Here is a 16,158-nt window from a genome sequence, read left to right as displayed (position 1 = left end):
TGTATCAGGCAGCTTTCAGCATCCCACGCAAGACGTACTGGAGAATGCCACCATGACGGTAATATTCCACCTCGTCCAGCGTATCTATGCGGCAAAGCACAGGCACTTCTTCCTTCGTCCCATCGGCGCGGGTGATGACCAGCGTCACGTCCATGCGCGGCGTGATCTTCTCAAGTCCGATGATGTCGAAGGTTTCGTCACCCTTCAGCTTCAGCGTCTTACGATCCGTGCCTTCCTTGAAGAGCAGCGGCAGAACGCCCATGCCCACAAGGTTGGAACGGTGAATACGCTCGAAGCTTTCAGCGATAACCGCCTTCACGCCCAGAAGCAGTGTGCCCTTGGCAGCCCAGTCACGGGACGACCCCATGCCGTATTCCTTGCCGCCGATGACGACGAGAGGCGTGCCTTCCTTCTTGTACTCCATGGCCACATCATAGATGAAGCCCTGCTTGCCGTCCGGATAGTGCTTGGAAAGACCACCTTCCGTTCCGGGGCACATCTCGTTCTTGATGCGGATGTTGGCGAATGTGCCACGCACCATGATGCGGTCGTTGCCACGACGCGAACCGTAGGAGTTGAAGTCCTTCGGCTCCACACCATGCTCCATCAGGTACTTGCCTGCTGGCGAGTCCTTCTTGATGGCGCCGGCCGGAGAGATGTGGTCGGTCGTGATGTTGTCACCAAGCAGGGCCAGGAGACGCGCACCCTTGATGTTGCTCGTCGTGCTTGAAGGCTCGGCGGGCATATCCTTGAAGTACGGCGGATCCTGAACATAGGTGGACTTCGGATCCCACTTGTAGGTCTCGGAACCGGTCGCGATCTTGAGATCCTGCCATTCCTTCGTGCCTTTGGACACGGTGGCATAGCGCTTGATGAACTCTTCGCGGTTGATGGACGAACCGATCAGCGCGGCGATTTCCTTGTTCGTCGGCCAGATGTCCTTCAGGTAGACCGGCTTGCCGTCCTTGGACGTGCCGAGCGGCTCCTTGGTGATATCCTTGCGCATCGTGCCGAGCAGCGAATAGGCCACGACCAGCGGCGGGCTGGCGAGGTAGTTCGCACGCACGTTCGGCGAGATACGGCCTTCGAAGTTACGGTTACCGGAGAGCACCGAAACAGCGACCAGCTTGTTGTTCTCGATGGTGTCGACAATGTTGTCGGCCAGCGGACCGGAGTTACCGATGCAGGTCGTGCAGCCGTAACCGACCGTGTTGAAGCCCAGAGCATCGAGATCTTCGCTCAGCTTGGCGCGGTTCAGGTAGTCGGTGACAACCTGCGAACCCGGTGCCAGCGATGTCTTGACCCACGGCTTCGGCTTCAGGCCAAGGGCGCGCGCCTTGCGGGCGACGAGACCGGCGGCAATCAGCACGGCAGGGTTGGACGTGTTGGTGCAGGACGTGATCGCCGCAATGACGATATCGCCGCTGCCCAGCTCGTAGTTGGTGTTGGCAACCGGGAACTTCTTGTTCTTGTCGGCTTCGGCCACACCAAGGCTCGACGTCAGCTCTTTTTCGAACGCAGAGGTTGCGTCGGTCAGAACAACGCGGTCCTGCGGACGCTTCGGACCCGAGATGGACGGCACGACCGTGGAGAGGTCGAGTTCCAGCGTGTCGGTGAAGACCGGCTCCGGTGTTTCCGGCGTGCGGAACATGCCCTGCGCCTTGTAGTATTCCTCAACCAGCTTGATGCGGTGGGAATCACGGCCTGTCTCGTGCAGGTAGTCAAGCGTCAGCTTGTCGACCGGGAAGAAGCCGCATGTTGCGCCGTATTCCGGAGCCATGTTGGCGATCGTCGCACGGTCAGCAACCGGCAGGTGATCGAGAGCCGGGCCGTAGAATTCGACAAACTTGCCGACAACGCCCTTTTTGCGGAGCATCTGGGTGACTGTCAGCACCAGATCGGTGGCTGTAGCGCCTTCCGGCAGCTTGCCTGTCAGCTTGAAGCCGATGACATCAGGGATAAGCATGGCGATCGGCTGGCCGAGCATGGCGGCTTCAGCTTCGATACCACCAACACCCCAGCCCAGAACGCCCAGACCATTGACCATGGTCGTGTGGGAGTCAGTGCCATACAGCGTGTCAGGATAGACATAGTTCTTGCCGCCGACTTCGGCTGTCCAGGCAACCTGCGCGATATATTCGAGGTTCACCTGATGGCAGATGCCTGTATCGGGCGGAACGACCGAGAAGTTCTCGAATGCTTCCTGACCCCATCGCAGGAACGCATAGCGCTCGCCGTTACGGTCGAATTCGATGGTGATGTTCTTCTGGAGCGCATCCGGCGTGCCGTAAACGTCCACCATCACCGAGTGATCGATGACAAGGTTGACCGGCACCAGCGGGTTCACTTTATCGGGGTTACCCTTCAACTGCACGATGCCATCACGCATCGCGGCGAGGTCAACCACACCCGGAACACCGGTGAAGTCCTGCATGAGAATACGCGACGGCTTGAAGGGGACTTCCTTCGTGCTCCGCGCCTTTTCCAGCCACGCCGCGATCGCCTTCGCGTCATCCGGCGTATAGGAACGACCGTCCTCGAAACGCAGTATGTTTTCGAGCAGCACTTTCAGGCTGACCGGAAGATGCTCCACCTTGCCGATGGTTTTCTCGGCCTCTGGGATCGAGAAATAATGGTAGGTCTTGCCGTCAACCTTGAGCTCACGCCCGGTTTTCAGCGAATCGTGCCCAACCGCTTTCATAAAAATTCCCTCCGCGACAACAGCATCCCGCTGGTATGTCGAACCGGCAGCACCCCCAGCAATCATGGAGGGAGCACCTGCACCCGGGAAGAGTCCCGGGCCACCGGCTTGATCTCTGATCGGTGCTAGAACATACCGGGAGCGCGCTTCCGCACAAGCGCACCGGCGACCACAAGAACGCGAGCAGAGCGAAAAGCCCTCTTCCTGTGGTCACAAACAGGGGAACAGGCTCATCTCTGAAACATCCTCCCTTACCGCAGTGCTTGAAGCACGGGACATCACGGTCTTTCGTGGAGAACGGCTCGTACTGGATCAGGTCAGTCTTTCCCTCTCAGCAGGCGAGGCGATGCTGCTGACGGGGCCGAACGGCGCGGGCAAAAGCACACTCATGCGTGTACTGGCCGGGCTGAGAAAACCGGACTCGGGCGAGCTTTTATGGCAGGACAGGAATGTCTTCTCTGACCGCATGGCTTACGCCCATAACATTGCCTATCTCGGTCATCAGGATGCCCTGAAGCCGGGACTGACCCTAAAAGAGAATCTCTCCGTCTTCTCGCATGGCGATTCTCTCGATGAAGCGTTTGAGAGTTTCGATCTGCGCCCTCTGGCTGACACACCTGTGCGGCTGTTTTCCGCCGGACAGAAACGACGCGCCGCCCTTGCCCGCGTGATTCTTGCGCAGGCGCCCCTCTGGCTGCTCGACGAGCCGAGTCTTGGACTGGATGTTCATTCTGTCGACCGTCTTGGCGAAGCGCTTCGTAACCACCGGCAGAAAGGCGGCATGATCATTGTCACCACTCACGTCCCGCTTCCGCTGGAAGATGTACGTCACCTGACATTGTCGGGGGTTCCGGCGGATGAATGGACCGGGGAGTTCACGGTCGCATGATGCGCCTTTTTCTTGGAATCATCGGACGTGACCTGCGTCTCGCCCTGCGTCATGGGGCGGATACCCTTGGCGCGGTGCTGTTTTTCATTCTTGCAGGCGCACTGTTCCCTCTGGCGCTCGGCCCCTCTCCCGAGCTGTTGCGACGTATGGCTCCCGGCGTCATCTGGGTGTGCGCCCTGCTCGCAGCACTTCTGCCCCTGGATCGACTCTTCGGCTCGGAACTGGAAGACGGGTCACTGGATCATCTCCTGCTGACCGGTCTGCCCCCTGCCCTTGTCGCACTGGCGAAAATGGCCGCTCATTGGCTGACGACAGGCCTGCCACTGCTGATTGCAGCCGTTCCGATGGCCATCATGCTCGATATGCCGTCTCATGCCTTTCCGGCGCTGATGGCGGGACTGATTCCCGGCACCATGGCGCTGTCGCTTTTTGGCGGAATGGCGGCGTCGATCGTGCTTGGCGCACGACGCGGCGGTGTTCTGCTGCCGCTGCTTGTGCTGCCGCTCGTCACGCCCGTGCTGATTTTTGGAGCCGCAGCTGTCGATTCGGCCCGAATCGGACTGGCCTGGGCACCTGACATGGAACTGCTTCTGGCCATTCTTGCCGGAGCCTTCCCGCTCTGTCCGCTCGCGGCAGGAGCCGGCTTACGGGCAGCGGCTGAGTAGGAAACGCGGCCTAGTTTTCCGCCAGCGCCTGACGACTCGCCTTGACGCGGGTGACACGACGCCCTTCCATTTCCAGCACTTCAAAGAGCCAGCCCGAAAAGACAACCTTGTCCGCAACGGCTGGCACGCGACCCAGCAAGGCAAGAATCAGGCCGCCAAGGGTGTGGTAATCCCCTTCCCCCGGCAGTTTTCCCAACCCAAGACGATCTTTCACCTCATCGGCGGGTTCTGATCCTTCAAGGATCACGACGTCACCGGGTTTGACCGTCAGAAGTGTATGCTGGCCGTGCTCATTGACCTCGCCAACGATCGCATCGAACAGATCGGACGCCGTCACGATTCCTTCGAATGATCCATATTCATCCACGACCAGCGCAATCCCCAGCGGAATGGAACGCATCCGTTCCAGCATATCCAGCGCGGAGATGGAATCGGGCACGACAACCGGCTGTCTAAGACCTGCTTCAATCGAGACCGGCATGCCGTCAAGCAGACGGTCCAGCATGTCGCTCGCCAGAATGACACCGACAGGATTATCCACACCACCTTCGCAAACCACCAGACGGGAAAAAGTGGTCGCCCTCAATGTCGAGACCAGCACGTCGCGCGGCACATGACGCTCAATCCAGACGATCTCGTTCCTCGGTGTCATAATCGCACGCACCGGACGGTCCGCCAGACGCAGAAGCCGCTCGATCATCGTGCGTTCTTCATGCTCCAGAACGCCGGACTGCGCCCCCTCGAGCAGAACAGCCCGCAGTTCCTCTTCCGTCAGCGTCTGTCTGTCAGCGACAGAAACACGAAGAAGCTTCAGGACCAGATTGGAGGATAGCCGCAGAAACCAGACAAAAGGTCGGGTAATTATACCCAGCACATCGAGCGGTGCAGCCAGCGCAGCCGCGATCTGCTCAGGATACTGGAGCGCCAGCTGTTTGGGCACCAGTTCACCCAGAACAAGCATCAGTCCGGTGATCACGACCACCACCAGCACCATGGAGATGTCTTCGGCAAACGGCTGCAAGGCAGCAAACTGGGCCAGCCAGGGGGTCAGGGCAGCTTCGATCTTTACGCCACCGAACGTGCCTTCCAGAATCGACACCAGCGTCATGCCGATCTGCACGGTCGGCAGAAAGCGCTGGGGATCATCCGCCAGCTTGAGCGCCCGCTCAGCCCCCCTCACACCCTGGCTCTGAAGCATCACTAGACGTGGCCGTTTCAGTGAAATCAACGCCAGTTCGCCCATGGCGAAAACGCCGTTCAATATGACGAGCAGCAGAATGATCAGAATGGAAACAGTCATGACATCCGAACGTGGGAAACAAGATGGATAAAGAAAAAAGGGGCAGAACCCGCCGGTTCCGCCCCATATAGTGCAGTCTGTGTCGATTATCTAACCGCAGTTCAGTCTGCAGCATCCACAGGCACGGCCTTCTCTGAAGCCGAAGCGCTCACCACGGTCGTGACGCGCGGCGGCTTGGCCGGCTTCTTGCGGGCAACGATTTCTTCCAGCTTTTCCTCGACCTGCTCGGAGTAGTTGTACTGGGCAGGGCGCTGGTTCGCCAGTGAGATTTCCGGTGCCATCGGCTTCTCGGTCTCGGGTCCGAACAGCGCAACCTTGGCGATGTGCCACGGACGCTTCACGGCATCCATCACAGCCGTGGACTCGTAACCGGAGTGAACCATGCAGTCGGCGCACTTTTCATAGTTGCCGGTGCCGTAATCATCCCATTTCGTGTCGCTCATCAGCTCGTTGAACGACTTGGCGTAACCTTCACCCAGCAGGTAGCACGGACGCTGCCAGCCAAACACATTGCGAAGCGGCTTGCCCCACGGTGTGCAGTGATAGGTTTCGTTACCAGCAAGGAAGTTCAGGAACAGAGGCGACTGCGTAAAGCGCCACTTGTGGCCCTTGCCGAGACGGAAGATCTCACGGAACAGCTGCTTCGTCTTCTGACGGTTCAGGAAGTGTTCCTGATCAGGCGCACGCTCGTAGGCATAGCCCGGAGCGGTCATGATGCCGTCTACGCCCATCGCCATCACTTCATCAAAGAAGGCAGCAACACGCTTCGGATCGGCACCATCGAACAGGGTGCAGTTGATGGAAACGCGGAAACCGCGCGCCTTGGCTTTCTTGATCGCCGCAACGGCACGCTCATACACGCCTTCCTGACAGACGGACGCGTCATGCATGTCCTTGTCGCCGTCAAGATGCACGTCCCATGAGAAGAACGGGTTCGGCTCGAAATCGTCCATCTTCTTCTCGAGAAGAAGGGCGTTCGTGCAGAGATAGACGTATTTCTTGCGGTCGATCAGCGCCCGGACGATCTCCGGCATCTCCTTGTGGAGAAGGGGCTCGCCACCAGCGATGGCGATAACTGGCGCACCAGCCTCGGCGTCTGCATCAAGGCACTCCTGCATCGTAAGACGCTGATTCAGGATTGCCGCCGGGTAGTCGATCTTTCCGCAGCCCGCGCAGGCAAGATTGCAGCGGAACAGCGGTTCCAGCATCAGCACGAGGGGGTAACGCTGCCTGCGGGTAATATGCTGCTTCACAACATACGCGCCGACCCGGACAGCCTGCATCAAAGGTACCGCCATTACGCTCTGCTCCTCAGGTCGGCGCTCAACACCGACATCCAATCAAGTTGCGGACATAATATGGCCATGTCCGGAAAGAAGAATAGAAACCGTCTCGTGGCTCAGGCCTGCGGACAGGTCATGGCGCGTGTGTGCATCTTGGGCACCACGCATTCGGATTGATGCCTATATAATAACCGCCTTAACGCACTCAAGTGCAGATTGAACATCTGTTGCAATAACACCACACTAATCGGCCATTCGGAAAACGACCCTTGCAACTCACCCTGAAACACGACCAAGCAGGCCAGACTTTTTTATCGATCCGACATTTTGTTTGTCTGCAACCACATGGGTCTCATGCGCCCGAATGCCTGCGTGTCATCAGACACCATCTTTCAACGGTTATGCAAACACCTTTGAATTTCAGGCGTTTCAACGGCTCACACAGACGAGCCAGTCGGTGATACACAGACGATGGATGTGACCAGTTATGGCCCAGAACACACCTCCCTCCCAGCCTTCGTCAGGTGACAGCAAGAACATCCCCACGCGTGGGCGCTTTCCGTTGCTGGATCGTGTTTCGCACCCTGTTGACCTTCGGAACCTGTCGATTGACCAGCTGAAGCAGGTCGCGGACGAGCTGCGCTCCGAAACGGTCGAGACGGTCTCCACGACAGGCGGCCACCTCGGTGCCTCGCTGGGCGTGGTGGAACTGACGGTCGCAATCCACGCCGTGTTCGACACCCCCGACGACCGGTTGATCTGGGACGTGGGCCATCAGGCCTATCCACACAAGATCATCACCGGACGCCGTGACCGTATTCGCACCCTGCGCCAGCCGGGCGGCCTGTCGGGCTTCACCCGCCGCTCCGAGAGCGAATACGACCCGTTCGGCGCGGCCCACTCCTCCACCTCCATTTCCGCCGGCCTCGGCATGGCGGTTGCGCACCATCTGCGCGCCGAGGAAGACCCGTCCTACCGCGAGCGCAATGTCATCGCGGTGATCGGCGACGGCTCGATTTCCGCTGGCATGGCCTATGAGGCGATGAACAACGCCGCCGTCGCCGGTGAGGGTGCGGAACGGCTGATCGTCATCCTCAACGACAACGAGATGTCCATCGCGCCGCCGGTCGGTTCGATGTCGAACTACCTCTCCCGCCTGATGTCCTCGCGCCAGTTCATGGGCCTGCGTGACCTCGCCGGGAAGTTCGTGAAGAAACTGCCCAACCGTCTGGAACGCACCGCCAAGAAGGCCGAGGAATATGCCCGCGGCATGATCACCGGCGGCACGCTGTTCGAGGAACTTGGCTTCTATTATGTCGGCCCCGTCGATGGCCACGATATGACCCAGCTGGTGCCGATCCTGCGCAACCTGCGCGACACGGATCAGGGCCCGATCCTGCTGCATGTCATCACCGAGAAGGGTCATGGCTACAAGCCGGCCGAGGCCGCGGGCGACAAGTATCACGCCGTGGCGAAGTTCAACGTCGTCACCGGCGAGCAGAAGAAGGCGCCTCCGGGACCGCCGTCCTGGACCAACATCTTCGCCCGCGAACTGATCGACCGCGCCTCCACGGACAACCGCATCGCCGCGATCACCGCCGCCATGCCGTCCGGCACGGGTCTCGACAAGTTCGCCACCAAATTCCCCGACCGGTTCTTCGATGTCGGCATCGCCGAACAGCACGCCGTCACCTTCGCTGCCGGTATGGCGACGGAAGGGCTGCGGCCGTTCTGCGCGATCTACTCCACCTTCCTGCAGCGCGCCTACGATCAGGTCATGCATGATGTGGTGCTGCAGAAGCTGCCGGTCCGCTTCGCCATCGACCGCGCCGGTCTGGTTGGCGCAGACGGCGCGACGCATGCGGGTTCGTTCGACATCGCCTATCTGGGCTGCCTGCCGGGCATGACCATCATGGCGCCGTCCGACGAGATCGAGCTGCTGAACATGACGGCCACGGCCTGCGAGTTCGATGAAGGCCCGATCGCCCTGCGCTATCCGCGTGGCAACACCTACGGTCTGGAGCTGCCCGCGAAGGGCGAGATCATCCAGATCGGCAAGGGTCGCATCGTCCGCGAGATGGGCCAGCAGTCCGGCCGCGAGAAGGGTGGCATCGCCATCCTGTCGCTCGGTCCGCGCCTGCAGGAAGTGCTCAAGGCCGCCGACCAGCTGGCTGCGCACGGCCTGCCGCCGACAGTCGCCGACGCCCGCTTCGCCAAGCCGCTGGATACGCAGCTTGTCGAGCAACTTGCCCGCGACCACGCCGTTCTGATCACCATCGAGGAAGGCTCGGTCGGAGGGTTCGGATCGTTTGTGGCCCAGCATCTTTCAAAGACCGGCCTGCTCGACAACGTCCGTCTGCGCACCATGACGCTCCCGGATATGTTCATCGACCATGACAGCCAGTTCGAGCAATACAACGTCGCACACCTCAACGCCCCATATATCGTCAAAACAGCGCTCAATGCGCTGGGGGGCGTTGAAGAACAGCCATCATCTGTGAGAATGGCTTCAGGAGTATAAAAGCAAATGACCAGACTACGGTTCCCGGCCCTGTCAGCCCTTGTCCTTGGTGCTTCTCTTTCCTTCCAGTCTTTCGGGGCGCATGCACAGAACGCCGCAGCCGTCACGGCGCCGATTCAGGCTCTCAATCAGGCGCTGGACGCAATCCAGCAGCCGAATTCGGGCAGTTTCGCAGTACGGACCAGCAAGCTCGCGCCGGTTGTCGATCAGTCCTATGATCTGGAAAGCGTTCTGCGCTCTTCCGTTGGCGCATCACGCTATGCGCAGCTTTCCGCCGACGACAAACAGAAGCTGATGGCCGCATTCCGTGAATATACGGTCGCCCGTTATCTTTCGAGCTTCAAGCCGGGTTCCGGAGCGAAATTCATCCTTTCTCCGGAGATCAGCCCGTATTCCATCGCCTCCGAGCAGAAGGTGACGACACATATCGGTTCGGATGAAAACCCGCAGGGAACAGAAATCGATTATGTCATGCGTCAGGAAAATGGCAGCTGGAAGATTGTCGATGTGTTGCTGGAAGGGCATATCAGTCAAGTAGTCGTTCAGCGCTCCGATTTCGGCCCGACGCTGGCAGCCAGTGATGTGAACGGTCTCATTACTGTCCTGAACAAAAAAGTGAAGACCTTCTCGGAGGATTGATTTCCCATGCTTCGGAGCCTGCCTGCGACCGGTCTTTCTGCCGTAGCATTTCATATGATGCAGATGACCGCTATCCGGCAGCCCTGATGACCCTCCTGCATGATCTCGCCATTCTCTGCGATGCCATCGGCATCGCTGGAACTGTTCAGGCTGCACTCGGCACATTGCTGGTGATCCGTTTTCGCTCGAATGAGAAGAAAGCGACAACTGCGTATAATCGTCAGCCGCCGGTCACCATCCTGAAGCCTCTTCATGGTGACGAACCGCTTCTTGCAGAAGCTCTGGAGAGTTTCTGCACGCAGGACTATCCGGTATTCCAGATTGTTTTTGGGGTTCAGCGCGCCAATGATCCTGCCATCGAAATGGTTGAGCATCTTCAGAAGCGGCACCCTCACATTGATATGTGCCTTGTCATCAACGGCACGCAGCATGGCGACAACCGCAAGGTCGGCAATCTGATCAACATGCTACCGAAAGCCCGGTACGATCTGCTGGTTATTTCCGACTCTGATATTCATGTGAGTCCGGATTATCTGCAACAGGTGGTCAAAAAGCTTGTACAGCCGGACACAGGGCTGGTGACCACAATCTATGCCGGGCTGCCTGCCAGCCGGAACATCCCGCGCCTGTTCGCTGCCTGCCAGATCAATCATAATTTCCTGCCCGGCGTCCTGCTGTCCCGCTATCTGGGACGACAGGACTGTCTGGGTGCTACCATGGCTCTCTCCCGCACGACTCTCGAACAGGTCGGCGGGTTTCAGGCCCTGGTGTCCCATGTCGCGGATGACGCCATTCTGGGACGCCTTGTCCGCGCTCATGGGCAGGACATCTCAATTGCTGAAACCATGACATGGACCACAATCGCTGAAACCACGTTCACGGATCTGCTGGTCCACGAACTGCGCTGGGGACGGACGGTCCGCGCCCTTGCTCCGGCAGGTTATCTGGCTTCCGCCATTCAGCTGCCGCTGTTCTGGCTTTCGTTCGCTGTGCTTTTGCAACCACATGCATCTGCTTTTCTGACATTTTTTCTATGGGGATGGGCCTTTCGGGCGCTCTGCGCGTTTGCAATGGACCGGACTGTCGGACAGAGATCCCTTCTCCCACTTCTTCTGCTGCCTTTCCGTGACTGGCTTTCAGCCGCCGTCATGGTCGGCAGCATGACCGGGTCACGCGTGGACTGGCGAGGACATACCATGCATGTCACCTCCCATCCTGCCGTCGCCCCTTCCGTTCCGCCTGTCGGCACACCACTTTCTCCCAATGACGGTCCCTGAAACCCTCATGAACATGGAGCCGAGGGTCGTGCCGGCAGTCGCCTTTTGAGAGTTCGACCACGCATCTTTCCGCAGCGAACACTTGCCATGCGTCCCCGCTGGCGATACGCGTCTGCAACTTTTTGTTTCGGCGAATGCCCAGATTAAGGATTTCGCGCATGTTAAAGACCCTGTTTCTGCAGCCTCCCACTTTCGACGGGTTCGATGGAGGCGCTGGTTCGCGCTATCAGGCCAAGCGCGAGATCAAATCTTTCTGGTATCCGACATGGTTGGCCCAGCCTGCCGCACTTGTCGAAGGCAGCCGCCTGATTGACGCGCCTCCCGCTGGCATCGGCATGGAGCCGATTCTTGAGGATGTGAAAAACCGCGATCTGGTCATCATCCATACCTCGACGCCGTCCTTCACCAAGGACGTCGAAGTCGCGCAGATGATCAAGGACGTGAATCCCAACATCAAGATCGGGTTCGTCGGCGCGAAGGTTGCGGTTCAGCCTGAAGAAAGCCTGCTCAAGGCACCGGTCGTGGACTTTGTCGCCCGTAACGAGTTCGACTTCACGATCAAGGAAATCGCCGAAGGTCGCGAATTCAAGGACGTTGACGGCATCAGCTATCGCAACAGTGAAGGCGAGATCATCAACAACCGTGACCGCGCCATGATCGAGAACATGGACAGCCTGCCGTTCGTGACGGAGGTCTACAAGCGCGACCTCAAGATCGAAGACTACTTCATCGGCTATCTGATGCACCCGTATATCTCAATCTACACGGGTCGTGGCTGTAAATCCCGCTGCACATTCTGCCTGTGGCCGCAGACGGTCGGTGGTCACCACTACCGCACGCGCAGCCCGCAGCATGTCGCCGCCGAGATCCGTCTGGCGAAGCAGTATTTCCCGCAGGTGAAAGAATTCTTCTTCGACGACGATACCTTCACTGACGACCTGCCCCGCGCCGAGGCCATCGCCAAGGAACTGGGCAAGCTGGGCGTCACATGGTCCTGCAACGCCAAGGCCAATGTGCCCCGCAAGACCCTTGAGATTCTGAAGGACAACGGCCTGCGCCTGCTGCTCGTCGGCTACGAAAGCGGCAACCAGCAGATCCTTCACAACATCAAGAAGGGCATGCGCGTCGAAGTGGCGCGTGAGTTCACCAAGAACTGCCACGAGCTCGGCATCAAGATCCACGGCACCTTCATCCTCGGCCTGCCGGGCGAGACGAAGGAGACTATTCAGGAAACCATCCAGTTCGCCAAGGACATCAACCCGCACACGCTGCAGGTCTCTCTCGCCGCCCCGTATCCAGGCACGGCCCTGCACAAGGAAGCGATCGAGAATGGCTGGTTCGATGAATCCCACGCTGAGCTGATCGACGAGAACGGCGTGCAGATGGCTCCGCTGCATTACCCGCACCTGTCGCACACGGAAATCTTCAATGGCGTGGAGGAGTTCTACAAGAAGTTCTACTTCCGCGCTCCGAAGATCGCCTCCATCGTCAGCGAAATGGTGCGTAGCCCGCAGATGATGAAGCGTCGTCTGCGTGAAGGTGTGGAGTTCTTCCACTTCCTGCGTGACCGTCACGCGGCCTGATCCAGCCACCATGCGGCGCGCGATCATTTCCTCCGATGACTTCGGCCTGTCCGTCGAAGTCAACGAAGCCATCGAGATCGCACACCGCGACGGCGTTCTCTCCACAGCCAGCCTGATGATGGCCGGTCCTGCGGTCGAGGATGCCATCGAACGCGCCAGACGAATCCCGACACTGAAAGTCGGGCTTCATCTGGTGGTGATCGAAGGGCCGTGCGTCCTTCCCCCATCCGAAATTCCGCTGCTGGTTTCTTCTGACGGACAGTTTCCGTCCGATCAGCTGAAGCTGGGCATCAACTATTTCTTCCGGCCCGCAGTCCGGAAACAGCTCGCAGCCGAAATCGAGGCACAGTTTGCGGCTTTTGCACGAACGGGCCTTACGCTCGACCATGCCAATGCCCACAAGCACATGCATCTGCACCCGACCGTCGGGAAGCTGATGATCGAAAGCGGCAAACGGCACGGGCTCCGTGCCGTGCGTGTGCCACTGGAACCGTCTGAGCCACTCATGGCGGCGGGCACCTATGTTGACAGCTTTGGCGCGGCAGCCCTCCGTCACTGGACAAGACTGCTGCGCTGGCAGGCGCGCTCCGCTGGCATGGTGACGAACGACTGGTGTTTCGGCATCGAGTGGAGCGGGCACATGACGCCGGACCGGGTCGCGGCACTGGCGGCACATCTCCCCGATGGCGTCTCGGAAATCTATTTCCACCCCGCCACGCACAAGAACGCACTGCTTCAAAAGCTGATGCCAACGTATGAGCATGAAGCCGAACTGGCAGCGCTGTGCAGTCCCGGCTTTCGGGCCGGTCTGGCCGATTCACATACCGATCTGATCGGCTGGAGCGATCTTTCCCGCTGACAGGCGGAGAAACATCTTCTCTCAGTCTGCTTTCCGTCGGATGACCATCATGGTGTAGGCCTCGATAAATTCATCGATATGACTGGCTTCTACGTTCCACGGCAAAGACACACGCAGCGCATTTCCCGCCAGATCACCCAGTCCCATCGCATGCAACACATGCGAACCGCCAACCTTGCCTGACGAACAAGCTGATCCTGCCGAGACGCAGAATCCGGCCAGATCCAGCGCAATCAGTTGCGCCTCACTGCGAACACCAGGCAGCACAAGGCAGGCTGTATTTGTCAGTCTGGGAGCATCCGCGCCACAGACCACCACCCCCTGTTGCAAAACCGCCGCCTCAAGCCTGTCGCGCAGTGCACTCAGTTCGACAGGCTGCGCCAGAGCAGCATCCAGAGCAGCCGACATGGAGGCAATGGCAGGCAGCGCCTGTGTCCCGCCTCGCCGTCCCCGTTCCTGCCCGCCTCCAGCCTGCATGGGCGGCACCACAACCGGCCCGTTCCCAGCCAGCACCAGAGCACCGGTCCCTTTTAGTCCCCCGAATTTATGTCCTGAGAGAGCGACGCTGTCCGCTCCCAACTCAGTGAGACTGACCGGCAGACGACCCACAGCCTGAACAGCATCGACATGCAGCTTCGCCTGTGCGGCGCGGCAGAGACGGCTGACCTCGCTCATGGGATTGATAACGCCGGTTTCGTTATTGGCCAGCATCACGCAGACAAGCGTTTCCTGAGACCGGTCTGACAGCTTTTCTTCCAGAACAGCGAGGTCGATCCGCCCATCGGGCAGAACGGGCAGCACTTCCACCCGGTCCGCATCATCGGACGCCTTGCGCACGGCATCATGTTCCGTAGCGCCGACAAGGCGGCGGCGTCCTTTTCCCAAACCTTTCACGGCCAGCGTGTTAGCCTCGGTGCCACCAGAGGTGAAGATGCAGTTGTCCGGATGCACACCGAGATGAGTCGAGATGCTGCGGCGGGCGTGATCCAGAATGGCGCGAGCCTGCCTTCCAGCGCTGTGAGGCGATGAAGGATTGCCGACAACAGCCATCGCTTCCATGGCCGCCTCCCGTCCTTCCGGACGCAACGGCTCTGTCGCGTTGGCATCAAGATAAATCATGGCAATCGGGCTTTTCACTCAGGATCGGAAGACGGGACGGGAGTGGTTTCTCCACCGTTTTCAATGACTTTGATCACAATTATACGATTTATGTGGCAAACTGCGTTCTCAAACCGCTATATGTGGCTCAAGGGACACGATTCGTGGGAAACATTGATCGGGTCCGCCAAGCCCGGCGCATGTTGCAGCAATGCCGCAGCCCGGAGACCATAATGGATGGTCCTGCCGCCGAGTCAACTCTGGTTGACAGGCTGTCGGCCAGACACACCAGAGTGGCTGTTGAACGCCGCAAAGGAACAAGGATTGCGACCGGTGCAACGCACGGTTTACCCGACTGACGCAGGTTATGCGCACATTCCGACCCGAATAGTGCTAGATTAAGCGTCCCACCATGTCACGCAAGTGAAAACATTATGACGGCTTTCCGGAAGAGGTGAATGTCTCCGAAAAGCCGGTTTGTACCTCTGGTATCAGGGGTGTTTTTGATTTCGAACCCGGCAGGGAATGCGAGGCATCGCTTCTTTCCGGACAGAGTCCTCTAAACAGGTTTCCAGTCATGCCCAGGGACGGAAGCCAGAAAATTGCGGAAACATAATGCCTGAGGTTATGTTCGCCGGCCCTGATGGCCGCCTTGAAGGACGTTACCATCACTCGAGCGAGCCGAATGCGCCGCTCGCCCTCGTGCTCCACCCCCACCCGCTGCACGGCGGAACCATGAACAACCGCATCACCTATGCGATGTATCGTTCATTTGAAAAAATGGGCTTTTCCGTCATGCGCTACAACTCGCGTGGCGTTGGTCGTTCGCAGGGACGTTATGACGGTGGTATCGGAGAAATTTCCGATGCCGCTGCGGCCCTCGACTGGATGCAGGCCGTCAACCCGAACGCTGGTGCGCTCTGGATCGCCGGTTATTCCTTCGGCGCGTTTGTCGGCATGCAGTTGCTGATGCGTCGGCCGGAAGTCACGGGCTGGATCAGTGTGGCCCCTCCGGCCGCGCATTATGACTTCGGCTTTCTGGCTCCCTGCCCTTGCGGTGGTCTGATGATTGCCGGTGGCAAGGACGATCTCGCGCCTGAGCCCGCCATCCACAAGCTGGTGGACAAGCTGAACACGCAGAAGAACGTACAGGTCGATTACCGCATCTTCCCGGATGCCGACCATATCTTCGCCAAGCAGGCCGATCAGGTCGTTGACGCGCTTGAAGACCATGTCAGCACCGTCATGGCCCGTCGCAGTCTGGCCCTCGCCGCAGACTGATCGAACTTTCGCAGGACAGTGCAACTCTGGCGCTGTCCTGCGGTTCCGTCCGCCGGTCCCTC

12 protein-coding genes are annotated in these 16,158 nt (G+C 59.2%); 8 read left to right on the top strand and 4 right to left on the bottom strand.

All coding sequences use genetic code 11. From position 1 onward, the window contains the following. Nucleotides 1–4: 4 nt before the first annotated feature. Nucleotides 5–2,701: an aconitate hydratase AcnA gene (gene acnA, locus EMQ_RS16215; protein ID WP_010667612.1), complete on the bottom strand. Its 2,697-nt coding sequence runs from the start codon at nucleotides 2,699–2,701 to the stop codon at nucleotides 5–7. A 259-nt stretch (nucleotides 2,702–2,960) separates the two neighbouring features. Here acnA and ccmA point away from each other — a divergent pair, with 259 nt between their 5' ends. Further along, a complete protein-coding gene (ccmA, locus tag EMQ_RS16210) occupies nucleotides 2,961–3,590 on the top strand; it encodes a heme ABC exporter ATP-binding protein CcmA (protein ID WP_010667611.1) in 630 nt (209 codons plus the stop codon). Continuing rightward, on the top strand, nucleotides 3,587–4,255 hold the full coding sequence (gene ccmB / locus EMQ_RS16205; protein WP_010667610.1) for a heme exporter protein CcmB: 669 nt from the start codon (nucleotides 3,587–3,589) through the stop codon (nucleotides 4,253–4,255). Before ccmA ends, ccmB begins: the two co-directional genes overlap by 4 nt. 10 nt (nucleotides 4,256–4,265) lie before the next feature. On the opposite strand, the gene EMQ_RS16200 is transcribed toward ccmB, so the two are convergent. Further along, a complete protein-coding gene (locus EMQ_RS16200; protein WP_010667609.1) occupies nucleotides 4,266–5,555 on the bottom strand; it encodes a hemolysin family protein in 1,290 nt (429 codons plus the stop codon). Between the two features lie 101 nt (nucleotides 5,556–5,656). Continuing rightward, nucleotides 5,657–6,853, bottom strand: a complete 1,197-nt coding sequence (gene hpnH / locus EMQ_RS16195; protein WP_010667608.1) for an adenosyl-hopene transferase HpnH — start codon at nucleotides 6,851–6,853, stop codon at nucleotides 5,657–5,659. A gap of 472 nt (nucleotides 6,854–7,325) precedes the next feature. On the opposite strand from hpnH, the gene dxs reads away from it, so the two are divergent. The 5 genes from dxs (at nucleotide 7,326) to hpnK (ending at nucleotide 13,717) form a co-directional block, all read left to right on the top strand. After that, nucleotides 7,326–9,359, top strand: a complete 2,034-nt coding sequence (gene dxs / locus EMQ_RS16190; protein WP_018307695.1) for a 1-deoxy-D-xylulose-5-phosphate synthase — start codon at nucleotides 7,326–7,328, stop codon at nucleotides 9,357–9,359. 6 nt (nucleotides 9,360–9,365) lie between these two features. Continuing rightward, nucleotides 9,366–9,998 carry an ABC transporter substrate-binding protein gene (locus EMQ_RS16185; RefSeq protein ID WP_010668636.1) on the top strand — a complete coding sequence of 211 codons (633 nt, stop codon included), beginning with the start codon at nucleotides 9,366–9,368 and terminating at the stop codon, nucleotides 9,996–9,998. A gap of 86 nt (nucleotides 9,999–10,084) precedes the next feature. Further along, complete coding sequence (hpnI, locus tag EMQ_RS16180) at nucleotides 10,085–11,275, top strand: bacteriohopanetetrol glucosamine biosynthesis glycosyltransferase HpnI (RefSeq protein WP_048874192.1); 1,191 nt, start codon at nucleotides 10,085–10,087, stop codon at nucleotides 11,273–11,275. Nucleotides 11,276–11,433: 158 nt separating this feature from the next. Beyond that, nucleotides 11,434–12,858, top strand: a complete 1,425-nt coding sequence (gene hpnJ / locus EMQ_RS16175; RefSeq protein WP_010666974.1) for a hopanoid biosynthesis associated radical SAM protein HpnJ — start codon at nucleotides 11,434–11,436, stop codon at nucleotides 12,856–12,858. A gap of 10 nt (nucleotides 12,859–12,868) precedes the next feature. Further along, complete coding sequence (gene hpnK / locus EMQ_RS16170) at nucleotides 12,869–13,717, top strand: hopanoid biosynthesis-associated protein HpnK (RefSeq protein WP_026199949.1); 849 nt, start codon at nucleotides 12,869–12,871, stop codon at nucleotides 13,715–13,717. Nucleotides 13,718–13,738: 21 nt separating this feature from the next. Here hpnK and EMQ_RS16165 read toward each other — a convergent pair whose 3' ends face one another. Next, the gene (locus tag EMQ_RS16165; protein ID WP_010666972.1) at nucleotides 13,739–14,836 is read right to left on the bottom strand and encodes a cysteine desulfurase family protein; all 1,098 of its coding nucleotides are present in this window, start codon (nucleotides 14,834–14,836) and stop codon (nucleotides 13,739–13,741) included. 594 nt (nucleotides 14,837–15,430) lie between these two features. On the opposite strand from EMQ_RS16165, the gene EMQ_RS16160 reads away from it, so the two are divergent. After that, entirely contained in the window at nucleotides 15,431–16,096 is a 666-nt protein-coding gene (locus EMQ_RS16160) for an alpha/beta hydrolase (protein ID WP_010666971.1), read from the top strand. The last annotated feature ends 62 nt before the right edge of the window (nucleotides 16,097–16,158 follow it).

The sequence above is a fragment of the Acetobacter aceti NBRC 14818 genome (genome assembly GCF_000193495.2).
GTDB lineage: Bacteria > Pseudomonadota > Alphaproteobacteria > Acetobacterales > Acetobacteraceae > Acetobacter > Acetobacter aceti.
Note: the sequence above shows the minus strand (reverse complement) of the source record. Positions and strands in the feature narration are given on the sequence as shown.